The sequence below is a fragment of the Pseudomonas sp. BF-B-30 genome (genome assembly GCF_019956305.1).
In the GTDB taxonomy this organism is placed as follows: Bacteria; Pseudomonadota; Gammaproteobacteria; order Pseudomonadales; family Pseudomonadaceae; genus Aquipseudomonas; species Aquipseudomonas jessenii.
Map to the genome: position 1 here is coordinate 18,394 of NZ_JAHBDG010000006.1, position 24,218 is coordinate 42,611.

Genomic DNA, 24,218 nt, shown 5'->3' on the forward strand with positions numbered 1-24,218 from the left:
ATATACTCAGGTAGAGGACTTGCTAAAACTTGATTTCTGAGTCAAGTTTTAGCGGCCCGATATTCTTCCGCCGGAGTGACCATGATCGTTGATCGTCAAGGCAGGCGTTTTCGCAACTTGCGAATCAGTCTGACCTCAGCCTGCAATTACGCCTGTACCTACTGCGTGCCCAACGGCAAGCGGCTGGTGGCTGCGCAGGATGAATTGTCGGCCGAAGCCATGGCGCGCGGCGTGGCTTATCTGATTGAAGCGGCGGGCATCGAGCGTCTGCGCATTACCGGCGGCGAGCCGCTGGTCAGCCCGAAACTCGAGGCGTTCATGACGGCGGTCGGGCAGATGGGCCTGGAAGACATCAGCCTGACCACCAATGGCCAGTTGCTGGCGAAGAAACTGCCGCTGCTGGTGAACGCCGGTATCCGGCGCCTCAACGTCTCCCTCGATACTCTCGACGCCAGTGCGTTCCGCAGTATTGCCCGGGGCGGCGACCTGGCCACCGTGCTCGACGGCATGAGCGAGGCCAGTGCGGCCGGCATGAAGATCAAGGTCAACATGGTGCCGCTGCGCGGACAGAACCTCGATCAAGTGATGCCGCTGCTCGACTACTGCCTGGAGCGCGGTTATGAACTGCGCTTCATCGAACTGATGCGCATGGGCCACCTGGCCAACGATTCCAATGCCTTTCTGCAGCAGTTCGTCAGTCTCCAGCAATTGCTGAGCCTGATCGGCGAACGCTACGAATACCTGCAAGCCGATGCCCCGGTCGATGCGACGGCCGTTCGATATGAGATTCCCGGCCAGGGTTATTTCGGCGTGATCGCCAACGAGAGCGTGCCTTTCTGCCGTACCTGTTCGCGACTTCGTTTGTCTTCCACCGGGTGGCTGCATGGCTGCCTGTCGTCGAGCAATCGCCATTACATCGGTGACCTGCTGGACAAGCCACGCCATCAGGCCCTGCCGGCCCTGCAGCGGCTGCTGGTGAAAGCCTTGGGTGACAAGCAGGAAGTGGCGTTCTCTGGCGGCGCGACTGTCATGAAGATTATCGGCGGCTGATCTTCCGCAATCGCGAGCAAGCTCGCTCCCACAGGTGATATGCAGTTCCCTGTGGGAGCGAGCTTGCTCGCGATTCGGACTGTCAGATGCCACTGCTCATGAGCTGGCGCAAAAGCTGCATCCTACGGCCATTCGCCGGTTTTCCGACACCGGCCTCTGGAGGATAGGATGCGTAGCCTGGTTTTGCTGCTGGCCGTTTTGGCACTTGGTGGCTGCATGAACGTCAGCGATATGGCCGAAGGGACTCGTTACCATATGAGCGATGCGGGGCTGCTCGATCACAGTGACAGCCGTCGCGTAAACAACTTGCGCATTCAGCCGGACTCGTTCGTCTACATCGCCCAGGGCGCTTTCATGCCGCCGGGCAGCGCCGTTTATCCGCGGCCCAACGTGATTGCCGAAGTCGCGTTCGACGGCTTCGTCGAATATTTCCCGATGGTCCGCCGTGCCCGTACGCCGGAAGGCCTCGACCAGGCCATGGGCGAAGCCCGTGCCGCCGGTGCGCACTATCTGCTCTACACCCGGTTTGCCAAGTCTGACGACCGTATCGGCAACTCGGACGAGTGGCTGGACCAGGAAGCCCTGGATCGTCTCGGCATCGACAGCGGTATGATTCAGATCATGTTGATCGAGACCAGCACCCAGTATTTGATTGATACTGCAACCATCAAGAGTCGTGGCGGTTTACTGACGTTCCACGATAAAAAACCCGAAGACCTGATGGGCCCGCCGCTGGAGCAATACGCGCGCAGCCTGCTGGGGCTCAGCGACCAGTAATTTCAAGGAGAACGCCATGAGTGGCCCGCAAAAAGCCAACGACTTGCTGGGGCAAATCCCCAAGACCAAAGGCTTGCCGCCGGTGCACCTGTGGAATCCCGATTTCTGCGGCGACATCGACATGCGCATCGCCCGGGACGGCACCTGGTATTACCTGGGCACGCCGATCGGGCGCAAGCCGATGGTCAAACTGTTCTCCACTATCATTCGCCGCGACGGCGATGATTATTTCCTGATAACTCCGGTGGAAAAGGTCGGGATCAAGGTCGACGATGCGCCGTTCGTGGCGATTGCGGTGGACGTGGAAGGCGAGGGCGAGGCGCAGGTGTTGCGCTTTACCACCAACGTCGATGAAACCACCGAGGCCGGCGCCGATCATCCGATGCGTGTGGTCATCGACCCGGTAACGCAAGAGCCTGCCCCTTACGTGCATGTGCGCAGCAATCTTGAAGCGTTGATCCATCGCAACGTGTTCTATCAATTGGTGGAGCTGGCGGTGAGTCGCGAGATCGACGGCCAGCGCTGGCTCGGTGTATGGAGTGACGGCGAGTTCTTCCCCATCGGTCTCGAACCCTGACCCATAACCCTGTGGGAGCGAGCTTGCTCGCCATGAGGGCATAACATTCAACATCCATGTTGCCTGTTACTCCGTCATCGCGAGCAAGCTCGCTCCCACAGGGGGTTGCGAACACTCAAAAAATCAAATTGACATCCAATCATATGATGATTAGCGTGGACCTCCATCGCGAACGGCATTGAGGTGTCCATGTCCAGCAGCTTTCATGCATCGACGGTTGACTGGCTGGGTTGCTGGCTCGCCACGGGGCAGGTCAAGCCAGGTGAGTCACTCAAGGTCGAAGCCGACCTCGGCGAACAACTCGGCGTGAGCCGTACGGTCATCCGTGAAGCCATCAAGACCCTGGTTGCCAAAGGCATGCTCGAGGTCGGGCCGAAAGTCGGCACGCGGGTATTACCAGTGCGGCGCTGGAACCTCTTCGATCCACAAGTCGTTGGCTGGTTGTCGCGCAGCGGCTTACCGGAAAACTTCGTCGACGATCTGCTCGACCTGCGCCGCACCATCGAACCGATGGCCGTGCGCTGGGCCTGCGAGCGCGCAACCGGCGAACAGGTGAACGAGATCCTGTTGGCCTGCAACGCGCTGGAACGGGCGGTGGACAGCGGCATCGATTACAACCGCGCCGATCAGTTCTTCCACGAGTGCATCCTCGCCGCCAGCCACAATCAATTCATTGAACAAATGGTTCCCGCCCTCGGCGCGTTGCTGGCGGTGGCCTTTGAAGTGTCCGCCGCCGACCCGGATGAACTGCGTCGCACCCTGCCGATTCACCGGGACCTGGCCGAGGCTATCGCAGCCCGGGATACCGCCCGGGGTGTCTGGGCCTGCATGACCCTGATCGATAACGCGGACCTTGCGATCAAGCGTTACTACCCTCAAGTCATGGCCGATAGAAAAGCCAGCTAAACACGAAGATCCCCCGGTGGGAGCGGGCTTGCTCGCGAAGGCGGTGTGTCAGGTTGCGGTGAAGTCGAATGTGCCGACGCTTTCGCGAGCAAGCCCGCTCCCACATAAAACAAGAACAACGCAGGAGGCTTCATGACGTGGAGCGCGGTTACCGGGCATCGGGCGAAACTGGGAGAGGGTCCGTTCTGGGATGCGCCGACCCAGGCACTGTATTGGGTGGATATCGCCGGTAAGCAGGCGTTGCGGCTGATCGGCGCCAACGTGCAGATCTGGCAGATGCCAGAGCACGTGTCGGCGTTCATTCCCTGCGAAAGCGGCGATGCCCTGGTGGCATTGAGCAGCGGCGTGTATCGGCTCGATCTCGATTCACCGGGCCTGGCGCCGCGCCTGACACTGTTTTGCGTTGCCGATCCGCAACCGGGCAACCGCCCCAATGAAGCCCGTTGCGACGCCCAAGGCCGGCTCTGGCTCGGCACCATGCAAAACAACATCGGCGCAAACGGCGAAGACCTGCCCATCGTCCACCGTTCCGGTGGACTGTTCCGCATCGATCGCGCCGGGCGGGTTGCGCCGTTGCTGCGCAATCTGGGCATTCCCAACACGCTGCTGTGGAGCGATGACGCCACCAGCGTGTATTTCGGCGACAGCCTCGACGGCACCTTGTATCGACATTTCATCCGTGCCGACGGAGCCCTCGATGCGCCACAGGTCTGGTTTGGTCCGCACGAGCGTGGCGGCCCGGATGGTTCAGCGATGGATGCCGAAGGTTTTATCTGGAATGCCCGTTGGGACGGCAGCTGCCTGCTCAGGTTGAGCCCGGACGGCAAAGTCGATCGGATCATTGAACTGCCGGTCAGTCGTCCCACCAGTTGCGTGTTCGGTGGTACAGACCTCAAAACCCTGTACATCACCAGTGCGGCCTGTCCGCTGGGCCATCCGTTGGATGGGGCTGTGTTGTCGATCGCAGTGGATGTGCCTGGAAAACATTGCACGCGCTTTGCTGGGTAAATCCCAAAATATGGGATGCAAATATATATATTGAGATTTATCGCGGGCCGGGTTTATAGTCGGCCCCACCAGTTACATGCACTCACACTTAAAAAAACAAAACAGGTGAAGTGATGCAGCGAAGTTCCCCCGTGCTCCCTTGCGGAGCCTGTGCCTCAGAACGTTTCCAGGCTGAAACGTTTCGCGCTCACCTGTTTCCTACCCAGCGCCTTTTGACCGGACATCGACAGATGCCCGGTTTTCGTCGTGTTTTCGAACAGGAGTCTTGATCCATGGCTGAACCACTGTCATTGCCACCGGTTCCCGAACCGCCCAAGGGCGAACGCCTGAAAAACAAGGTCGTCTTGCTGACCGGTGCCGCCCAGGGTATTGGCGAAGCGATTGTGGCGACCTTCGCGTCCCAGCAGGCCAGGTTGATCATCAGCGACATTCAGGTCGAGAAAGTCGAGAAGGTCGCGGCGCATTGGCGAGACCAGGGCGCCGATGTGGTGGCGATCAAGGCCGACGTGTCACGTCAGCAGGACCTGCACGCCATGGCCCGGCTGGCGATCGACCTGCACGGCCGGATCGATGTGCTGGTCAACTGCGCCGGGGTCAACGTATTCCGCGATCCGCTGGAAATGACCGAGGAAGACTGGCGTCGCTGCTTTGCCATCGACCTCGATGGTGCCTGGTACGGTTGCAAGGCGGTGCTGCCGCAGATGATCGAGCAGCGCGTCGGCAGCATCATCAATATCGCGTCCACCCATTCCACCCACATCATTCCAGGATGCTTCCCGTACCCGGTGGCCAAGCATGGCCTGCTCGGCCTGACCCGCGCGCTGGGCATCGAATATGCGCCCAAGGGTGTGCGCGTCAACGCGATTGCGCCGGGCTACATCGAAACCCAGTTGAACGTCGATTACTGGAACGGTTTTGCCGACCCCCACGCCGAACGCCAGCGCGCGTTTGACCTGCACCCGCCGCGCCGTATCGGGCAGCCGATCGAAGTGGCAATGACCGCCGTGTTCCTGGCCAGTGATGAAGCGCCGTTCATCAATGCCTCGTGCATCACCATCGATGGTGGTCGCTCGGTGATGTACCACGACTGAGTGATCGGGCTTTCCGGCGCCTTGCTACGCCTGAAATCCAATCATCATACGATATGACTATTGGCAGTATGTTTTTACCGCCCGTTGGTTAACAAAGAACGCTTTCAACGAGTGCTCAAGAAAAATAACAAGGAGTCAGCTTATGAATCGTCGTCATGCTATCCGTTCCCTGTGCTGTGCCGCGTTGGCGGTCTCGGCGTTCAGCCTGAGCAACACGCTGCCGGCAGCCGAGGAAGTGAAGATCGGTTTCCTGGTCAAACAGGCCGAAGAACCCTGGTTCCAGACCGAGTGGGCCTTTGCCGAAAAGGCCGGGAAAGAGAAGGGCTTCACCCTGATCAAGATCGCCGTGCCCGACGGTGAGAAAACCCTTTCTGCCATCGACAGCCTCGCGGCCAACGGCGCCAAGGGGTTCGTGATCTGCCCGCCGGACGTGTCCCTCGGCCCGGCGATCATGGCCAAGGCCAAACTCAACGGATTGAAAGTGATCGCCGTCGATGACCGTTTCGTCGATGCCAGCGGCAAGTTCATGGAAGACGTGCCGTACCTCGGCATGGCCGCTTTCGAAGTCGGTCAGAAACAAGGCAATGCCATGGCGACCGAAGCGAAGAAACGCGGTTGGGACTGGAAAGACACCTATGCGGTGATCAACACCTACAACGAACTCGACACCGGCAAGAAGCGCACCGACGGTTCGGTGAAAGCGCTGCAGGATGCCGGCATGCCGAAAGACCACATCCTGTTCGCGGCCCTCAAGACCCTCGACGTGCCGGGCAGCATGGACGCCACCAACTCGGCCCTGGTGAAACTGCCGGGGGCGGCGAAGAACCTGATCATCGGCGGCATGAACGACAACACCGTGCTCGGCGGTGTGCGCGCCACCGAGAGCGCCGGTTTCGCCGCGGCCAACGTGATCGGCATCGGCATCAACGGTACCGACGCCATCGGCGAGCTGAAGAAACCCGACAGCGGCTTCTACGGCTCGATGCTGCCGAGCCCGCACATCGAGGGCTACAACACCGCCAGCATGATGTACGAGTGGGTCACCACCGGCAAAGAACCGGCGAAGTACACCGCGATGGATGACGTGACGCTGATCACCCGCGACAACTTCAAGCAGGAACTGGAAAAGATCGGCCTGTGGAACTGACGGCCGTTTGACTTCAGCGGCGGCCTCGGCGGCGGGGTCGCCTGATCGGTGTGAAGAGGTGGTTATGCACGCGCAAACAATCCAACACGAACACAGCCTTACCGGCAGCTTGCGCTTCAACGGGATCGGCAAGACCTTTCCCGGGGTGAAGGCGCTGGACAACATCAGCTTCGTCGCCCATCCGGGGCAGGTTCACGCCTTGATGGGCGAGAACGGCGCCGGCAAGTCGACGCTGCTGAAAATTCTCGGCGGGGCCTACACGCCTTGCAGCGGTGCCTTACAGATCGGCGAGCGGACGATGGACTTCAAGTCCACCGCCGACAGCATCGGCAGTGGCGTCGCGGTGATCCACCAGGAGCTGCATCTGGTGCCGGAAATGACCGTGGCCGAGAACCTGTTTCTCGGGCATCTGCCAGCCAGTTTCGGCCTGATCAATCGCAGCACTCTGCGCCAGCAGGCACTGGCCTGCCTCAAAGGCCTGGCCGATGAAATCGACCCGCAGGAAAAAGTCGGGCGCCTGTCCCTCGGCCAGCGGCAACTGGTGGAAATCGCCAAGGCTTTGTCCCGTGGCGCCCACGTGATTGCCTTCGACGAACCCACCAGCAGCCTTTCGGCAAGGGAGATCGACCGCTTGATGGCAATCATCGGCCGGCTGCGGGACGAAGGCAAAGTGGTGCTCTATGTCTCCCATCGCATGGAAGAGGTGTTTCGCATCTGCAACGCGGTGACGGTGTTCAAGGACGGGCGCTACGTGCGCACGTTCGATGACATGAGCCAACTGACCCACGATCAACTGGTCACCTGCATGGTCGGGCGCGACATCCAGGACATCTACGATTACCGCCCGCGCCAGCGCGGCGCGGTGGCACTCAAGGTCGACGGACTGCTCGGGCCGGGGTTGCGCGAGCCAGTGAGTTTCGAGGTGCACAAAGGCGAAATCCTCGGGCTGTTCGGGCTGGTCGGGGCCGGTCGCACCGAGCTGTTGCGCCTGCTCAGTGGCCTGGCGCGCAACAGCGCCGGACAGCTGAAACTTCGAGGCCATGAACTGAAGCTGCGTTCACCCCGGGACGCGATTGCCGCCGGGATCCTGTTGTGCCCCGAGGACCGCAAGAAGGAAGGCATCCTGCCGCTGGCCAGCGTCGCCGAGAACATCAACATCAGTGCGCGCGGCGCCCATTCCACCTTCGGTTGCCTGTTGCGTGGCCTGTGGGAAAAGGACAACGCCGAGCAGCAGATCAAGGCGCTGAAAGTGAAGACGCCCAACGCGGCGCAAAAAATCATGTACCTGTCCGGTGGCAATCAGCAGAAGGCCATTCTCGGCCGCTGGCTGTCGATGCCGATGAAAGTGCTGCTGCTCGACGAACCCACACGCGGCATCGACATTGGTGCCAAGGCCGAGATCTACCAGATCATCCATAACCTGGCAGCCGAGGGGATCGCGGTGATTGTGGTGTCCAGCGACTTGATGGAAGTCATGGGCATTTCCGACCGCATCCTGGTGCTGTGCGAAGGCGCCCTGCGTGGCGAACTGAGCCGCGAACAGGCCAACGAATCCAACCTGCTGCAACTGGCTTTGCCGCGCCAACGCGCCGACGGCGTGGCGAACTGAGAGGTGACTATGATGACAACCCAAAACAACACCCTGCCGACCACGCGCAAACCGCTGGACCTGCGGCGCTTCCTTGATGACTGGGTGATGCTGCTGGCGGCGGTCGGCATCTTTGTCGCCTGCACCTTGCTGATCGACAACTTCCTTTCACCGCTGAACATGCGTGGCCTGGGCCTGGCGATTTCCACCACCGGCATTGCTGCCTGCACCATGTTGTATTGCCTGGCGTCCGGGCATTTCGACTTGTCGGTGGGCTCGGTGATTGCCTGTGCCGGGGTGGTCGCGGCGGTGGTGATGCGCGACACCGACAGCGTGTTTCTCGGTGTCTGTGCCGCGCTGGTGATGGGCCTGATCGTCGGGTTGATCAACGGGATAGTGATCGCCAAGCTGCGGGTCAATGCGCTGATCACCACGCTGGCGACCATGCAGATCGTGCGCGGCCTGGCCTACATCTTCGCCAACGGCAAAGCGGTGGGGGTGTCCCAGGAATCGTTCTTTGTGTTCGGTAACGGCCAGATGTTTGGCGTGCCGGTACCGATCCTGATCACCATCGTCTGCTTCCTGTTCTTCGGCTGGCTGCTGAACTACACCACCTACGGGCGCAACACCATGGCCATCGGCGGCAACCAGGAAGCGGCGCTGCTGGCCGGTGTGAGTGTCGACCGGACCAAGATCATCATCTTCGCCGTGCACGGTTTGATCGGTGCATTGGCCGGGGTGATCCTGGCCTCGCGCATGACCTCCGGCCAGCCGATGATCGGCCAGGGTTTCGAATTGACGGTGATCTCGGCCTGCGTGCTGGGCGGGGTGTCGTTGAGTGGCGGGATCGGCATGATCCGGCACGTGATCGCCGGGGTGTTGATTCTGGCGATCATCGAAAATGCGATGAACCTGAAGAACATCGATACGTTTTATCAGTATGTAATCCGGGGTTCGATTTTGCTTCTGGCCGTCGTGATTGACCGCCTGAAACAGCGCTGACACTCATTACACCTGTGGGAGCAACTGTCTGCAGTATGCCTTGCGCAGCGCCTCGGCCAATTCCTTTGTCCTCAAACCGGAAGTCATTGGCTGTCGCTGTCGTCGTCACCCGAGTCACCGCTAGTGGTCGAGCCAAGTCCGCCGCTGCTGGGTGTTTTGCGGCCTGGCAACTGACGTCCCGCGTCGTTGCCTTGAATCCGCGGGTCGGTGCCGGTGGCGGGCGGCAGGTTCTGGTCGATCGTCGTGCCATCGGTGTTCATGCCGGGGGCACTCTGGATGGCGGGAGCCCTGGGTTTTTCCACCGGATTGGTCGGGCCGGTGCTCGAGCCGATGGTTCCGGCGAAGGAGGCGGCGGATAAAAGGGCAGTGAGAACGAGGGCGGTCAACCTGGACAGGGTCATGGTGGTGTCTCCAGCGAGTAGAGTCCTTACCTGATTAGTCCGCCCTCGATCCGGATGGGTGCATTGTCAGCGACGAACGGCTCAGGCCTCCTCCAGTGCCCTGACCGCGGTGGCTCTACGCCAGATCAAGCGGCCCAAGGTGATCAGCCAGTTGAGCGAGGCAACCGCCAACACCGTGAGCAACAGCGTGGGCATGCCTTGCTCGACAATGATTTTCCCTGCCAGCAATGGAAATCCGAACACGCCGATGAAGTACGACAGGCTGAACAGCAGCAAGGATTGTGCGGTGGTGCCGTTCGGCGCTTCATTGGCGGCCAGGCCGTTGATCACCGAGTAGGTCAGGCCGTAACCGACCCCGAGCATCACTGCCGCGAGCACGTAGCTGACGCTGCTGTCGACGACAAAACCGAACATCACGATCGATGCCAGCATCAGCCCCGAAAGCAGGCACGATGCACGCAATGGATCGCGCTTGACCACGAAACCGGCAACCAGCATGCGGCCGCTGATCGCCGCACTCATGAAGCCGAGGAAGAACAGCGAATAGTCGAGCGAACGCGCTGCGGCATAACTGGTTTGAAAGCTCGACAGACCACCGAACACGCAGCCGCCGAGACCAACCATGATGATCGGGAAAACGGCCCTGGACGACAGCACCTGACCCGCTGCACGCCAGGAAATTCGCGACACGCTGCCAGATTGCGCGGGCGCCGGTTTCAGTTGTCGATCCAGGCGCCAGAACAGCAATACGCCGATCAGGCTGGCCAGCGCCGCCAGGTAAAACGCCGCGGTCACCGGATAACCGAGCGCACTCGCCGCGCGGCCGAGCAAAGGGCCGCTGCCGATCCCGGTCATCATGCTGCCGGACAACAAGGCGAAGTATCTGGCGCGCTGCGCGGGTGTCACCAGGCTTGCCACGATGATCGGCCCCAGGGTGTAGAACACGCCCCAGCCCAAGCCCAGCAGCAGGCCGAAAAACAACAACAGGTGACCGAAGCCCGGGGTCAGGGCGAAGCCCAGGCTGGCGGCTACCAGCAATACACCGAACAGCGCCACCGAGCGGGCGGCACCGAGCAGGTCGGACAAATGACCGGAAACAATCACCGCTGCAAAGGTGCTGAGCATTGCCGCCGAAATCACACTTCCGGCATCGTGTTCGTTACCGCCGCGAGAACCAATCAGCAACGACAGCAGAAACGTCGAGCCATAGGACAATGACAACAGGTAACTGGCGAGGCAAAAAAGGCCGAACAGCTTGTTTGAAACTGGGGGTGTTGCGGTGGGCATGACGCGGTTCCTTGACCGGATAAATAAGCAGCGCGTCTATCTAACCACGCAGACCCCGAACATTAGGTCCGAGGTTATCGATTCCAGGGTTAGTGCCGGCCGGAGTAAACCCCCTTTGTAGGAGCGAGCTTGCGCGCGATGAACCCGAGAACACCGGGTGTATCCAGAAAGCACGCGTTATCGTTAACGACCATCGCGAGCGAGCTCGCTCCTACAGGTGTTGGGACAGTCCCCTCGCCACAAATACCGCGCCGACTTAGTATGGCGTTTTCCACTTTTGACAAGGCACGTCCATGACGATCGAAATCCGCCCGGCGACCCCCAGTGACGCACCGCAAATCCTCGCGTTCATCACTGAACTGGCCGACTACGAACGTGCCCGCCATGAAGTCATCGCCAGCGTTGCCGATATCGAGCGCAGCCTGTTCAGCGAAGGCGCCACAGCCCATGGCCTGATCTGCCTGCGCGAGGGTGCACCCATCGGTTTCGCGGTGTTCTTCTTCAGCTATTCCACCTGGCTTGGCAGCAACTGCCTGTACCTCGAAGACCTCTACATCACCCCGGAACAACGCGGCGGTGGCGCGGGCAAGACCCTGTTGCGGCATCTGGCGAAAATCGCCTGCGCCAACGACTGCGGCCGTTTCGAGTGGAGCGTGCTGGAGTGGAATACGCCGGCCATCGATTTCTACAAATCCCTGGGCGCGCAGCCGCAGGAGGAGTGGGTGCGCTATCGGATGGATGGGGCGGTGTTGCGGGATTTTGCAGCGGGTAACTGATCGCTTCCAAAAGATCGCAGCCTTCGGGCTGCGATTTTTTTTCCTTGTCTCATAATATGGGATTGATATTTATATATTGAGATTTGTCCCTTCGCAGGTTTATAGTCCCGCTCACTCACTGCCAAAAACCAAAACAGGTGAAGCGATGCAGGCGCAATTGATCGCGCTCGACTGGGGGACAACCTCATTACGTGCTTACAAACTGGCCGAAGGCGGGCAAGTGCTCGAACAGCGTTCGCTGTCGTCGGGGATCATGCAGCTGCCGAAAGCGCCGCGAATCATTGGCGGCCGGGAATGCGCCGATGGTTTCGAACTGGCTTTCGATGAGGCTTGTGGCGACTGGCTCGACGCCCAACCGGATTTGCCGGTGATTGCCTGCGGCATGGTCGGCAGCGCCCAGGGTTGGAGCGAAGCGGCCTACCGGGACACGCCGGCGAACGTCGCCACGCTCGGTACTTCCTTGCAAACCGTGCGCAGCCGGCGCGGCGTCGATGTGCACATCGTGCCCGGCGTCATCGAGCGTTCGCCTTTGCCGAACGTGATGCGCGGCGAAGAAACCCAGGTACTCGGCGTGCTGCAAAACCTGACGAGCGAGGCGGGCGCTGATCTGCTGATCGGCCTGCCGGGCAGCCATTCGAAATGGGTGGAAGTGGCCGGCGGCTGCATCGTGCACTTCGACACTTTCATGACCGGCGAAGTCTTCGCCGTGCTCAGTCAACACAGCATTCTCGGGCGCACCCAACAATGTAGCGCGTCTTTCGATGGCGATGCGTTTGATCGCGGCGTGAAGGTCGCGTTGTCGGCGCACGGTGAAATCGGTCCGCTGTCGACGATGTTCAGCGCCCGCAGTCTCGGGCTGACCGGCGAGTTGAGCGCAATCGCCCAGGCGGACTATCTGTCCGGCCTGCTGATCGGCCACGAGTTGACGGCCTTGGCCAATGCCCAGCGGCGCCGACGCAACAGTGTGCATCTGCCTTCGATCATCCTCATCGGCAACACCCAACTCTGTGCCCGCTACAGCCGTGCGCTCGACGCCTGCGGTTTTGCCCGGGTGACCCTGGCCGAACAAGCCACCGAACGCGGGTTGTGGCAACTGGCGCTGGCTGCCGGCCTGGTCACGTGCACCGCATCCCGTTAAACCTGACTGGAGTCCTGACATGCTCAAACAAGCCCTGGCGCAAAACGGCCTGATCGCGATCCTGCGTGGCCTGCGCCCGCAGGAAGCGGCGGCCATCGGCGAAGTCCTGTACGCCGCCGGATTTCGCGTCATCGAAGTGCCGCTCAATTCCCCTGAACCGTACGAAAGTATTCGCATCCTGCGCAGTACCTTGCCCGCCGATTGCCTGATCGGTGCCGGTACGGTGTTGACGCCGGAGCAGGTCGAGCAAGTGAAAGCCGCGGGCGGCCAGGTGATCGTCATGCCCCATAGCGATCCGAAGGTCTTGCGCGCGGCGAAAGCGGCAGGGCTGTACCTGTCGCCGGGTGTCGCCACGCCGACCGAAGCCTTCACGGCACTGGCTGAAGGCGCGGATGTGCTGAAGCTGTTTCCGGCCGAGCAGATGGGGCCGGCAGTCGTCAAAGCCTGGCTCGCCGTATTGCCTGCCGGAACCCTGCTGGCGCCGGTTGGCGGGATCACGCCAGACAACATGCAGTCGTTCATCGACGCCGGCGTCAAAGGTTTCGGCCTCGGTTCCGGCCTGTTCAAACCGGGCATGACGCCTACGCAAGTGGCGGCCAATGCCGAGGCCTACGTCGCTGCCTGGAAAGCCCTTCGCTAAGACTTCATTGAGCGCCGAGCGCGCTGCATCTAATAAGAGAGCCAAAAGATGAAAATCACCAAACTGACCACCTTCATCGTTCCGCCGCGCTGGTGCTTCCTCAAAGTCGAAACCGACGAGGGCGTCACCGGTTGGGGGGAGCCCGTGGTCGAAGGCCGCGCCCACACCGTTGCCGCTGCCGTTGAAGAGTTGTCCGACTACCTGATCGGTAAAGACCCGCGCAACATCGAAGACATCTGGACCGTGCTCTATCGCGGCGGCTTCTACCGTGGCGGCGCGATCCACATGAGCGCTCTGGCCGGTATCGATCAGGCATTGTGGGACATCAAGGGCAAGGCGCTGGGCGTGTCGGTCAGCGATCTGCTGGGTGGCCAGGTGCGGGACAAGATTCGTGTGTACTCGTGGATCGGCGGGGACCGTCCAGCGGACACCGCGCGTGCGGCGAAAGAAGCGGTCGAGCGTGGTTTTACCGCGGTGAAAATGAACGGCACCGAAGAGCTGCAATTCCTCGATACCTTCGACAAGGTCGACCAGGCCCTGGCCAATGTTGCTGCCGTGCGCGATGCCGTCGGCCCGAACGTCGGCATAGGCGTGGACTTCCATGGCCGGGTGCACAAGCCCATGGCCAAGGTGCTGATGAAGGAGCTTGATCCGTACAAGCTGATGTTCATCGAAGAGCCGGTGCTGAGCGAAAACTACGAAGCGCTCAAAGAGTTGGCGCCGCTGACCAGTACGCCGATTGCCCTGGGCGAACGGCTGTTCTCGCGCTGGGATTTCAAGCGCGTGCTCAGCGAAGGTTATGTCGACATCATCCAGCCGGATGCCTCCCACGCCGGTGGCATCACCGAGACCCGCAAGATCGCCAACATGGCCGAAGCCTACGACGTGGCGCTGGCGCTGCATTGCCCGTTGGGCCCGATTGCCCTGGCGGCGTGCCTGCAACTGGACGCGGTTTGCTACAACGCGTTCATCCAGGAGCAGAGCCTGGGCATCCATTACAACGAGAGCAACGACCTGCTCGACTACGTCAAAGACCCACGGGTGTTCGACTACGACAAAGGCTTCGTGAAGATCCCGAACGGCCCGGGCCTGGGCATAGAGATCAACGAGGAATACGTGATCGAACGCGCCGCCATCGGCCACCGCTGGCGCAACCCGATCTGGCGCCATGCCGATGGCAGTTTTGCCGAGTGGTGAGTCACTGACACACCACCGTCCCCTGTGGGAGCGGGCATGCTCGCGAAAGCGTCCTGTCAGTCACATCAATGTTGGATGTGCAGCCGTCTTCGCGAGCAAGCCCGCTCCCACACTAGATCTCCATGGATAGAGGGATCTGCGTTTCCCCGGTTTTCTCATTGACCTCAATAACCATAAGAAGAGGCACCCCTCATGCAACCGCAAACCCTCACCGGGCAGGCGTCGTTGGTGACGCCCAGCCGCAAGCGTTTTTTCATCATGGTGCTGTTGTTCATCACCGTGGTGATCAACTACCTGGACCGCAGCAACCTGTCCATCGCTGCCCCGGCATTGACCAGTGACCTGGGCATCGACCCGATCCACGTCGGCCTGATCTTCTCCGCGTTCGGCTGGACCTACGCGGCCATGCAAATCCCCGGCGGCTGGCTGGTGGATCGCGTGCCACCGCGCATCCTTTACAGTGTTGCCTTGCTGCTGTGGTCGGTGGCCACGGTGATGCTCGGCTTCGCTGGCAGCTTCATCGCGCTGTTCGTGTTGCGCATGGCAGTCGGCGCCCTGGAAGCGCCGGCGTACCCGATCAACAGCCGTGTGGTCACCACCTGGTTCCCCGAGCGCGAGCGTGCCACGGCCATCGGTTTCTATACCTCCGGGCAATTCGTCGGTCTGGCCTTCCTGACGCCGGTGCTGGCCTGGCTGCAGCACGAATTCGGCTGGCACATGGTGTTCGTCACCACCGGCGCGGTGGGCATTGTGTGGGCGGTGATCTGGTACGCGGTGTATCGCGAGCCACGGGATTTCAAAGGTGCCAATGACGCGGAAATCGATTTGATCCGCGAGGGCGGCGGGCTGGTGGACATCCAGGCCGAACAGGCCAGGGTCAAAGCCAAATTCAGCTGGACCGACCTGGGGATTGTCCTGACCAAGCGCAAGCTCTGGGGCATTTACCTCGGGCAGTTCTGCCTCAACTCGACACTGTGGTTCTTCCTCACCTGGTTCCCGACCTACCTGGTGAAGTATCGCGGCATGGACTTCATCAAGTCCGGCCTGTTGGCATCGCTGCCGTTTCTCGCCGCGTTTATCGGTGTGCTGTGTTCCGGTTTCTTCTCGGACTTTTTGATCCGTCGCGGTTACACGGTAGGTTTCGCCCGCAAGTTGCCGATCATCAGTGGCCTGCTGATTTCCACCTCGATCATTGGCGCCAACTTTGTCGAGTCGACGCCGTTGGTGATTGCCTTCCTCGCGCTGGCATTCTTCGGCAATGGCCTGGCTTCGATTACCTGGTCGCTGGTATCGACCTTGGCTCCGGCGCGCTTGCTCGGGCTGACCGGCGGTGTGTTCAACTTCATCGGCAACCTGTCGGCGATTGCCACGCCTATTGTGATCGGCTTCCTCGCGACGGGTGATTCTTTTGCCCCGGCGATCACCTACATCTCGGTGCTGGCACTGATTGGCGCACTGTCCTACATCTTGCTGGTGGGCAAGGTCGAGCGTATCAAGTTGTAGTCGTGGCACGCGGGCGACCATAATGCCGCCCGTTCACTCGCTCAACGGTAAAGGCTGGATATGCAGGAAGACGCCCCAAAAATCGCCAAGGACGCCGCGCCGACCGGCACCCAGACCCTGCTTCGCGGGTTGGGTGTGGTCCAGGCCGTGGCCAGCGGCGCCCGCGATCTCAAGGAAATCGCCCGGCTGATCGGCACCACGCGCAGCACCACCCATCGCCTGGCCAGTTGCCTGGTGGACGAGCGTTATCTGCGGGTGGTGCCGCAAGTCGGTTATTTGCTGGGGCCGAAACTGATCGAACTGGGCTTTCAGGCCCGTGAAGAGCTGCCGTTGGTAACCCTGGCCGGGCCGTACCTGGATGAGTTGTCGGCGTTGACCGGCGACACCATTCACCTGGCGATCCGTGAAGGCGACGAAGTGCTGTACCTGCACAAGAATCCGGGGCGCAATGGCCCGGAAATGCGTTCGCGGGTCGGCCATCGCATGCCGTTGGCGCGCACCGGGATCGGCAAGGCGCTGATGCTCGATGATTCGCCGCAAGAGTGGCAGCGCCTGTACGAAGTCAGCCTGCCGGTGGGTGGGAAAAACCAGTTCTGGCCGCAGCACCCGGAGCAATCCTGGGAGCAGTTTCAGCAGCGCATGGTCGAGTATGTGGCCGGCGGTTATGCGTTCGACCTGGAAGACAACGAACCGTCGATCCGCTGTGTGGCCGCTCCGATCCGTGATGCCAGCAAGCGTATCGTCGCCGGCATCAGCATTGCCAGTACCGTGCCTTACATGCCGCTGGAAAAAATGGCCGAGCTGATTCCCCTGATCAAAGGGGTCACGACCCGGCTGTCGGCGGAGCTTGGCTTGAAGGTTTAGATTTTCAAGGTCGCCATGTCGATGACGAAGCGGTACTTCACGTCACCGGCGATCATGCGGGCGTAAGCCTCGTTGATCTGGCGGATGTCGAGCATCTCGATGTCGCAGGTGATGTTGTGCTCGGCGCAGAAATCCAGCACTTCCTGGGTTTCTGCGATGCCGCCGATCAGCGAGCCGGCGAGCACGCGACGCCCCAACACCAGCTTGGCGGCATGTACCGGTGGCTCCACCGGTTCGATCAACCCCACCAGGATATGTACGCCGTCGAATCGCAGCGTATCGAGGTAAGGGTTGAGGTCGTGCTGCACCGGAATGGTGTCGAGCAGGAAATCGAAGTGCCCGGCCGCAGCCTGCATCTGGGCATCATCGGTGGACACGATCACATGGTCCGCACCCTGGCGACGAGCCTCTTCGGCCTTGCTCGCCGAACGGGTGAACAAGGTCACCTCGGCGCCCATGGCCTTGGCGAACTTGATGCCCATGTGGCCCAGGCCGCCCATGCCGAGAATCCCGACCTTGTCACCGGCCTTCACGCCGTAGTGCTTGAGCGGTGAGTAGGTGGTGATGCCGGCGCACAGGATCGGCGCGGCGCTGGCCAGGGGCAGTTTTTCCGGGATACGCACCACAAAGTGCTCGCTGACCACGATGCTGTCGGAGTAGCCGCCCATGGTGTTGCTGCCATCCACGCGGTCGGGGGTGGCGTAGGTCATGGTCGGACCTTCGAGGCAGTATTGCTCGAGGTTGGCCTGGCAGGCTTCGCAGCTTCGGCAGGAATCGACCATGCAACCGACACCGACCAGATCGCCGACTTTATGCTGGGTGACACTCGCCCCCACGGCGGTCACTTTGCCTACGATTTCGTGGCCAGGCATCAGCGGGTAAACGGCAATGCCCCACTCGTTGCGGGCCTGATGGATGTCGGAATGGCAGACGCCGCAGTAGAGAATCTCGATGGCAACGTCGTCAGGCCTTGGGCTGCGACGTTCGAATTTCACGGGGGCGAGGGGAGTGGTGGCCGACTGGGCGGCGTATCCGATGGCGGTGTACATGGTGAACCTCGCAAAAAGCGCTGACGGGTGAGGTGGCGCATTCTGGGCGTCGTCCCCTGTACCGGCCATGGCGATTCCTCCGGGTGTCATGCCTATTCCTCCGGCATCCGCGTCTGTTCGAACCCATTGGCAATCAGACCTGCGATGATGCTTTCGTCCCTTATTCCGTGACCTTTTTTGTGACCTTTTTTGTGAAGAGCCCCGATGCTGTTGACCCGTTACCTTGATGCCAATGCCACCCTGGTTTCGCTGATCGAGCCGCTGTCCACTCGCGACGGTTTCGTCCCGACTGCATTGCCGGGCGTACAGGTTCTGCGGGCCAGTTGCGACGTGGCCCGTGGGCCGCAGATCTATGAGCCGAGCCTGGTGATCATCGCCCAGGGCAGCAAACTGGCGTACCTGGGGCCGCGCACCCTGGAATATGGTGCTGGGCATTACCTGATTCAGGCGCTGCCGGTGCCGTTCGAGTGTGAAACCTTTGCCGCGCCCAGCGGGCCGATGCTGGGTGTTTCCGTCGCGATCGACCGGGTGATGCTGGGCGAGTTGGTGTTGGCGATGGGCCTGGCGCCGGGGCGGCATATTCCGGCGCAAACACCGGAGTCCATGACCTCGGCAGTGCTCGATGACGCCATGCGCGGTTGTGTCGAGCGGCTGCTGCGTTGCCTGCACGATCCGCTGGAATGCCAGATCATGGGGCAAGCGCGTTTGCGTGAGTTGCTGTTCGTCGCCTTGCGCGGTCCGCAAGCCGATGTGTTGCGGGCACTGGTTGAGCAGCAGGGGCAATTCGCCCGGATCGCGGCATCCCTCAGTCATCTGCATGCGCATTACACCGAACCGTTGAACGTCGAGACCCTGGCCAGTTGCGCCAACATGAGTGCGTCGACCTTTCACGAGCATTTCAAGCGCAGCACCTTGTTGTCACCGGTGCAGTACCTGAAGCGATTGCGTCTGCTGCGGGCGCAGCAGTTGTTGGTGGGGGAGGGGCTGGGTGTGGCGCAGGTGGCGCATCGGGTGGGGTATCAGAGCACGTCGCAGTTCAGTCGCGAGTACAAGCGGTACTTCGAGCGTAATCCCGGGGATGAACGCGCTGCCTGATCCACCGCAAATCCCCTGTGGGAGCGGGCTTGCTCGCGAAAGCGGTGTGTCAGTCAATATAAATGGTGAAGGATCAACCGTATTCGCGAGCAAGCCCGCTCCCACATTGGATCTTCTGCAGTACATGAATCGCACGCAACAAAAAGGCCCCCGTTTCGGGAGCCTTGATGTTCAGCGGTTCGGCTTACATGTTCGGGTAAGTCGGGCCGCCAGCGCCTTCCGGCGTCACCCAGGTGATGTTCTGAGCAGGATCCTTGATGTCGCAGGTCTTGCAGTGAACGCAGTTCTGGGCGTTGATCTGGAAGCGCTTCTCGCCGTCTTCCTTGGTGATCACTTCATACACGCCGGCCGGGCAGTAACGCTGGGCAGGTTCGTCGTACAGCGGCAGGTTCTTGCTGATCGGGATACTCGCGTCGGCCAGCTTCAAGTGGCATGGCTGCTCTTCTTCGTGGTTGGTACCGGAGATGAACACCGAGCTGAGTTTGTCGAAGCTGAGCTTGCCGTCCGGTTTCGGGTAGTCGATCTTCTTGCAGTCGGCCGCGAGCTTGAGGCAAGCGTAATCCGGCTTGGTGTCGTGCAGGGTGAACGGCAGTTTGCCGCCGAAGATGTTCTGGTCGAGCCAGTTGAAACCGCCGCCGACGATGGCGCCGAACTTGTGGATCGCCGGGCCGAAGTTGCGGCTGGCGAACAGTTCTTCGTAGAGCCAGCTCTTCTTGAACGCGTCCACATAAGTGGTCAGCTCTTCGGTGCCGTCCTTCTCGGCGAACAGCGCCTCGGCCACGGATTCAGCGGCGAGCATGCCGGACTTCATCGCAGTGTGGCTGCCCTTGATCTTTGCAAAGTTCAGGGTACCGAGGTCGCAACCGATCAGCGCGCCGCCCTTGAACACCATTTTCGGCAGCGAGTTCAGGCCGCCCTTGCAGATGGCGCGGGCGCCGTAGCTGATGCGCTTGCCGCCTTCCAGGTGCTGCTTGAGCACCGGGTGATGCTTGAGGCGCTGGAACTCGTCGAACGGCGACAGGTAGGTGTTGCTGTAGGACAGGTCGACGATCAGGCCGACTACCACCTGGTTGTTTTCCAGGTGATAGAGGAACGAGCCACCGGTGTTCTCGGTGCCCATGATGTCCATCGGCCAACCGGCGGTGTGCACTACCAGGCCTGGCTGATGCTTGGCCGGGTCGACTTCCCAGATTTCTTTCAGGCCGATGCCGTAGTGCTGGGCATCAGCGTCGGTGTCCAGGTTGAAGCGCTTGATCAGTTGCTTGCCGATGTGGCCACGGCATCCTTCGGCGAACAGCGTGTACTTGCCACGCAGTTCCATGCCAGGAGTGTACAAGCCTTCCTTCGGGTTGCCTTCGCGGTCAACGCCCAGGTCGCCGGTGATGATCCCGCGAACCACGCCGTTTTCGTCGATCAGCGCTTCCTGAGCGGCGAAGCCAGGGTAGATTTCCACGCCCAGGTTCTCGGCCTGCTGGGCCAGCCAGCGGCACAGGTTGCCCAGGGAGATGATGTAGTTGCCTTCGTTGTGCATGGTCTTGGGCACAAAGAAGTCTGGAATTTTCTGCGCGCTTTCAGCGTTCTTGAGCACGAAGATGTCGTCGCGGGTGACGGGCGTGTTCAGCGGCGCGCCGAGTTCTTTCCAGTTCGGGAACAGTTCGTTCAGGGCCCGTGGTTCGAACACGGCGCCGGACAGAATGTGAGCACCGACTTCGGAGCCTTTTTCGACCACGCAGACGCTGATTTCCTTACCGGCTTCAGCGGCCTTCTGCTTCAAGCGGCAGGCGGCGGAAAGACCAGCGGGGCCGGCACCGACGATGACCACGTCGAATTCCATGTATTCGCGTTCCACAGGTTATCTCCTACTCAAGGCTCAACAGTTTTTTTTCTAATTTGGAAGTCGGGTGTCGCATCCATGAATTCCGGCGCAACGCCGGAAGAGGACAATCGATTGACCACCTTTCTCTTTTGGTGGCGCATTATATCTACACCACTCTCAGCGTCCAATACAAACGTTTGTTTGAATTGGCTCAAAGCCAGAGAAATCAAAGTCACGCGCCTTATGAACGGCCATTTTGGCGTATTGACCGGAATAGGCGTTCCGGTCAAGATACGGGCGGTTTTGCGCTCGCCGTAGGCTGACTGTTGGTTTCAAGAGCACCTCTAAAGACAGGGCGATGGCAGTAGAGAGTGATGCGCTGCGCGGGTTTGATGTGCAGTTTACACGCCGCGATGTTGAATGACTCGTCAGTCACCACTGACCAACGGTCATCCAGATCATGAGCGATGGTCACTTGACAGCTTTGCCGGCGTTTTTGGAGGTGCCCTTGCGCCCGATGAGCATCAACCGCCAGGTTCGCCTAGGCGACTTTCTTTTCACCGGAGAGTAACGAGGAATCCATGAAGGTTCTTGTAGCTGTCAAACGCGTTGTGGATTACAACGTCAAGGTTCGCGTCAAGGCGGACAATTCCGGCGTCGATCTTGCCAACGTCAAGATGTCGATGAACCCGTTCTGCGAAATCGCCGTGGAAGAAGCCGTACGCCTGAAAGAGAAGGGTGTTGCGACTGAAATCGTCGTCGTCTCCGTAGGCCCGTCCACCGCTCAAGAGCAACTGCGCACCGCGCTGGCTCTGGGTGCCGACCGCGCCATCCTCGTCGAGTCCGCCGAAGACCTGACTTCCCTGGCTGTTGCCAAACTGTTGAAAGCTGTTGTCGACAAGGAACAGCCTCAGCTGGTGATCCTTGGCAAACAGGCCATCGACAGCGACAACAACCAGACTGGCCAGATGCTCGCTGCATTGAGCGGCTACGGTCAGGGCACGTTCGCTTCGAAAGTCGAAATCAGCGGCGACAGCGTAGCTGTGACCCGTGAAATCGACGGCGGCGCGCAGACGGTTTCCCTGAAACTGCCGGCGATCGTCACCACCGACCTGCGTTTGAACGAGCCGCGCTACGCGTCTCTGCCAAACATCATGAAAGCCAAGAAGAAGCCTCTCGAAGTGCTGACTCCGGATGCTTTGGGCGTTTCCACCGCCTCCACCAACAAGACTTTGAAAGTCGAAGCGCCGGCTGCACGCAGCGCGGGTATCAAGGTCAAGTCGGTGGCTGAACTGGTCGAGAAACTGAAAAACGAAGCGAAGGTAATCTAAATGACTATCTTGGTTATTGCTGAACACGACAACAAAGTGCTGGCTCCGGCCACGCTGAACACCGTTGCTGCTGCCGCCAAAATTGGTGGTGACATCCACGTTCTGGTCGCTGGCCAGGGCGCTGGCGCCGTGGCTGAAGCCGCTGCGAAAGTCGCTGGCGTGGCTAAAGTGCTGGTGGCCGATAACGCTGCCTACGCTCACCAGCTGCCGGAAAACGTCGCTCCTCTGGTTGCAGAGCTGGGCAAGGGCTACAGCCACATCCTGGCTGCCGCTACTTCCAACGGCAAAAACATCCTGCCGCGCGTTGCCGCTGCCCTGGACGTTGACCAGATCTCCGAGATCATCTCGGTAGAAAGCGCCGACACCTTCAAGCGTCCGATCTACGCCGGTAACGCCATCGCTACCGTTCAATCGAACGCTGCGGTCAAGGTGATCACCGTGCGTGCCACCGGTTTCGACCCGGTTGCAGCCGAAGGTGGCTCTGCTGCCGTTGAAGCTGTTGGCGCTGCCCACGACGCTGGCATCTCCAGCTTCGTTGGCGAAGAACTGGCCAAGTCCGATCGTCCGGAACTGACCGCTGCCAAGATCGTCGTTTCCGGCGGTCGCGGCATGCAGAACGGCGACAACTTCAAACACCTGTACGCCCTGGCCGACAAGCTGGGCGCTGCCGTCGGTGCATCGCGCGCCGCGGTCGACGCAGGTTTTGTTCCGAACGACATGCAGGTCGGTCAGACCGGCAAGATCGTTGCTCCACAGCTGTACATCGCCGTCGGTATCTCCGGCGCGATCCAGCACCTGGCCGGCATGAAAGACTCCAAAGTGATCGTAGCGATCAACAAGGACGAAGAAGCGCCGATCTTCCAGGTGGCCGATTACGGCCTGGTGGCGGACCTGTTCGAAGCCATCCCTGAGCTGGAGAAGCTGGTCTAATCCGGCTGCTTCACTTATAAAGAGCCCGGCCTTTTGGTCGGGCTTTTTTTTGCTCTTCATTCTGTAGGAGCGAGCTTGCTCGCGATGGACGTTAACGATGACGCGTTGATCCTGGATAAACGCGGTGCCTTTGAATCCATCGCGAGCAAGCTCGCTCCTACAGGGGGGGGCATCACCGAGTTTGAGTGGAGTGTGTCGCCATGGATCTGCGCCTTGTCTGGAGCTTGCTGGGATTGACGCTATTGCCGACGCTGTCTGTCGCTGCAGGCAAATGCGAGCGCCTTGTGGTCACCGGCAGCCCGGACGCACCGCCGTACCTGTGGCAAGACCCGCACAATCCCAAATACCTGATCGGTGCCAGCGCCGATTTGCTGCAGCAAGTGGCGGGGGAGTTGGGGCTCAAGGTCGAACTGCTTTATGCCGGCAAACGCGCCCAGGCCCTGGACGAAGTGCGCAGCGGGCGCATGGACATGCTGGCGGACGCGACGTTGACCGTCAGCGAGCTGGAGACCCTGGACTACATCCATCCAGCCTTGTTGGAAAACGACTATCTGGTCTGGACTCGCAAGGACTCGACACTGGTCTACAACGAAGCACAGGACCTGCACGGCCATCCCGGTGCCGTGTCGGAAAAGGCCCGAATGACCCCGCAATTCAGCACCTTTGCCGGACAGCAACTGACCCTCACGCGCACGTCCAACCTGACCCAGGCCTTTCAGAAACTGCTGTTGGGCGAGGTCGAGTTTGTACTGGCAGGGCGTTACTCGGGCATGGCGACCGCGCAGACACTGGGCATGGCCGCTGACCTGGTCGCGCGCTCGCAACCGGTAGACAAACCTGGCCTGTACCTGGCGATTTCCCATGACTCGGCGTGCAACGATCCGTGGTTGCGCGGACAGTTGGCCAAAAAGATGACAGAATTGCCCGCGTCCGGACTGACGGAGGCCGTGCTGATGCGCAATATCGAGCGATGGAAAGCGCAACGCTCACAACCACAGCCAAGCCCCCCGCAACAACCCGTCAGTACCCCAAAACAGTAAGGATT

The 24,218-nt window shown here is 60.6% G+C and carries 23 protein-coding genes; 19 read left to right on the forward strand and 4 right to left on the reverse strand.

Annotation, left to right across the window (positions count from 1 at the left end; translation table 11 throughout):
- The first annotated feature begins 81 nt into the window (after positions 1 to 81).
- From KGB29_RS03710 to araH, 9 genes are all read left to right on the forward strand, one after another.
- Positions 82 to 1,050 carry a GTP 3',8-cyclase MoaA gene (locus tag KGB29_RS03710; protein WP_090457196.1) on the forward strand — a complete coding sequence of 323 codons (969 nt, stop codon included), beginning with the start codon at positions 82 to 84 and terminating at the stop codon, positions 1,048 to 1,050.
- 168 nt (positions 1,051 to 1,218) lie between these two features.
- On the forward strand, positions 1,219 to 1,827 hold the full coding sequence (locus KGB29_RS03715; RefSeq protein WP_057713723.1) for a DUF4823 domain-containing protein: 609 nt from the start codon (positions 1,219 to 1,221) through the stop codon (positions 1,825 to 1,827).
- Positions 1,828 to 1,843: 16 nt separating this feature from the next.
- Positions 1,844 to 2,404, forward strand: a complete 561-nt coding sequence (locus KGB29_RS03720) for a DUF1285 domain-containing protein (RefSeq protein ID WP_223616249.1) — start codon at positions 1,844 to 1,846, stop codon at positions 2,402 to 2,404.
- A 189-nt stretch (positions 2,405 to 2,593) separates the two neighbouring features.
- On the forward strand, positions 2,594 to 3,310 hold the full coding sequence (locus tag KGB29_RS03725; protein ID WP_154860312.1) for a FadR/GntR family transcriptional regulator: 717 nt from the start codon (positions 2,594 to 2,596) through the stop codon (positions 3,308 to 3,310).
- A 132-nt stretch (positions 3,311 to 3,442) separates the two neighbouring features.
- Positions 3,443 to 4,318 carry an SMP-30/gluconolactonase/LRE family protein gene (locus tag KGB29_RS03730; protein WP_223616250.1) on the forward strand — a complete coding sequence of 292 codons (876 nt, stop codon included), beginning with the start codon at positions 3,443 to 3,445 and terminating at the stop codon, positions 4,316 to 4,318.
- Between the two features lie 272 nt (positions 4,319 to 4,590).
- Positions 4,591 to 5,409, forward strand: coding sequence for an SDR family oxidoreductase (locus KGB29_RS03735; RefSeq protein ID WP_223616251.1), 819 nt, complete (start codon positions 4,591 to 4,593; stop codon positions 5,407 to 5,409).
- Positions 5,410 to 5,551: 142 nt separating this feature from the next.
- Positions 5,552 to 6,556: a substrate-binding domain-containing protein gene (locus KGB29_RS03740; RefSeq protein WP_154860309.1), complete on the forward strand. Its 1,005-nt coding sequence runs from the start codon at positions 5,552 to 5,554 to the stop codon at positions 6,554 to 6,556.
- Between the two features lie 64 nt (positions 6,557 to 6,620).
- Positions 6,621 to 8,165 carry an L-arabinose ABC transporter ATP-binding protein AraG gene (gene araG / locus KGB29_RS03745; protein ID WP_154909301.1) on the forward strand — a complete coding sequence of 515 codons (1,545 nt, stop codon included), beginning with the start codon at positions 6,621 to 6,623 and terminating at the stop codon, positions 8,163 to 8,165.
- Positions 8,166 to 8,177: 12 nt separating this feature from the next.
- Positions 8,178 to 9,146 carry an L-arabinose ABC transporter permease AraH gene (gene araH, locus KGB29_RS03750; protein ID WP_223616252.1) on the forward strand — a complete coding sequence of 323 codons (969 nt, stop codon included), beginning with the start codon at positions 8,178 to 8,180 and terminating at the stop codon, positions 9,144 to 9,146.
- 83 nt (positions 9,147 to 9,229) lie between these two features.
- Here the strand turns inward: araH and KGB29_RS03755 are convergent, their stop codons facing one another.
- A complete protein-coding gene (locus KGB29_RS03755) occupies positions 9,230 to 9,547 on the reverse strand; it encodes a hypothetical protein (RefSeq protein WP_154910870.1) in 318 nt (105 codons plus the stop codon).
- An 81-nt stretch (positions 9,548 to 9,628) separates the two neighbouring features.
- On the reverse strand, positions 9,629 to 10,834 hold the full coding sequence (locus KGB29_RS03760) for an MFS transporter (RefSeq protein ID WP_223616253.1): 1,206 nt from the start codon (positions 10,832 to 10,834) through the stop codon (positions 9,629 to 9,631).
- Between the two features lie 293 nt (positions 10,835 to 11,127).
- Here KGB29_RS03760 and KGB29_RS03765 point away from each other — a divergent pair, with 293 nt between their 5' ends.
- The 6 genes from KGB29_RS03765 (at position 11,128) to KGB29_RS03790 (ending at position 16,952) form a co-directional block, all read left to right on the forward strand.
- The gene (locus KGB29_RS03765) at positions 11,128 to 11,610 is read left to right on the forward strand and encodes a GNAT family N-acetyltransferase (RefSeq protein WP_057713732.1); all 483 of its coding nucleotides are present in this window, start codon (positions 11,128 to 11,130) and stop codon (positions 11,608 to 11,610) included.
- 145 nt (positions 11,611 to 11,755) lie between these two features.
- Complete coding sequence (locus KGB29_RS03770) at positions 11,756 to 12,748, forward strand: 2-dehydro-3-deoxygalactonokinase (protein WP_223508042.1); 993 nt, start codon at positions 11,756 to 11,758, stop codon at positions 12,746 to 12,748.
- 19 nt (positions 12,749 to 12,767) lie between these two features.
- The gene (locus tag KGB29_RS03775; protein WP_057713734.1) at positions 12,768 to 13,388 is read left to right on the forward strand and encodes a 2-dehydro-3-deoxy-6-phosphogalactonate aldolase; all 621 of its coding nucleotides are present in this window, start codon (positions 12,768 to 12,770) and stop codon (positions 13,386 to 13,388) included.
- A gap of 48 nt (positions 13,389 to 13,436) precedes the next feature.
- Positions 13,437 to 14,585, forward strand: a complete 1,149-nt coding sequence (gene dgoD / locus KGB29_RS03780) for a galactonate dehydratase (protein WP_102671668.1) — start codon at positions 13,437 to 13,439, stop codon at positions 14,583 to 14,585.
- Between the two features lie 192 nt (positions 14,586 to 14,777).
- Positions 14,778 to 16,088 (forward strand): MFS transporter, encoded by a 1,311-nt coding sequence (locus tag KGB29_RS03785; RefSeq protein WP_057713735.1) that lies wholly within the window; start codon positions 14,778 to 14,780, stop codon positions 16,086 to 16,088.
- A gap of 60 nt (positions 16,089 to 16,148) precedes the next feature.
- Positions 16,149 to 16,952: an IclR family transcriptional regulator gene (locus KGB29_RS03790; RefSeq protein ID WP_223508041.1), complete on the forward strand. Its 804-nt coding sequence runs from the start codon at positions 16,149 to 16,151 to the stop codon at positions 16,950 to 16,952.
- Here KGB29_RS03790 and KGB29_RS03795 read toward each other — a convergent pair.
- A complete protein-coding gene (locus KGB29_RS03795) occupies positions 16,949 to 18,001 on the reverse strand; it encodes an NAD(P)-dependent alcohol dehydrogenase (protein ID WP_057713737.1) in 1,053 nt (350 codons plus the stop codon). The genes KGB29_RS03790 and KGB29_RS03795 overlap by 4 nt on opposite strands.
- Before the next feature lie 204 nt (positions 18,002 to 18,205).
- Between KGB29_RS03795 and KGB29_RS03800 the strand changes: the two genes are divergently transcribed.
- Positions 18,206 to 19,096, forward strand: coding sequence for an AraC family transcriptional regulator (locus KGB29_RS03800; protein ID WP_057713738.1), 891 nt, complete (start codon positions 18,206 to 18,208; stop codon positions 19,094 to 19,096).
- 184 nt (positions 19,097 to 19,280) lie between these two features.
- Here the strand turns inward: KGB29_RS03800 and KGB29_RS03805 are convergent, their stop codons facing one another.
- Complete coding sequence (locus KGB29_RS03805; protein ID WP_223508040.1) at positions 19,281 to 20,945, reverse strand: electron transfer flavoprotein-ubiquinone oxidoreductase; 1,665 nt, start codon at positions 20,943 to 20,945, stop codon at positions 19,281 to 19,283.
- A 548-nt stretch (positions 20,946 to 21,493) separates the two neighbouring features.
- On the opposite strand from KGB29_RS03805, the gene KGB29_RS03810 reads away from it, so the two are divergent.
- From KGB29_RS03810 to KGB29_RS03820, 3 genes are all read left to right on the forward strand, one after another.
- Positions 21,494 to 22,243 (forward strand): electron transfer flavoprotein subunit beta/FixA family protein, encoded by a 750-nt coding sequence (locus tag KGB29_RS03810; protein WP_015093946.1) that lies wholly within the window; start codon positions 21,494 to 21,496, stop codon positions 22,241 to 22,243.
- Positions 22,244 to 23,173: an electron transfer flavoprotein subunit alpha/FixB family protein gene (locus KGB29_RS03815; protein ID WP_008004325.1), complete on the forward strand. Its 930-nt coding sequence runs from the start codon at positions 22,244 to 22,246 to the stop codon at positions 23,171 to 23,173.
- A gap of 200 nt (positions 23,174 to 23,373) precedes the next feature.
- Entirely contained in the window at positions 23,374 to 24,213 is an 840-nt protein-coding gene (locus KGB29_RS03820; protein ID WP_218494418.1) for a substrate-binding periplasmic protein, read from the forward strand.
- Positions 24,214 to 24,218: the final 5 nt, after the last annotated feature.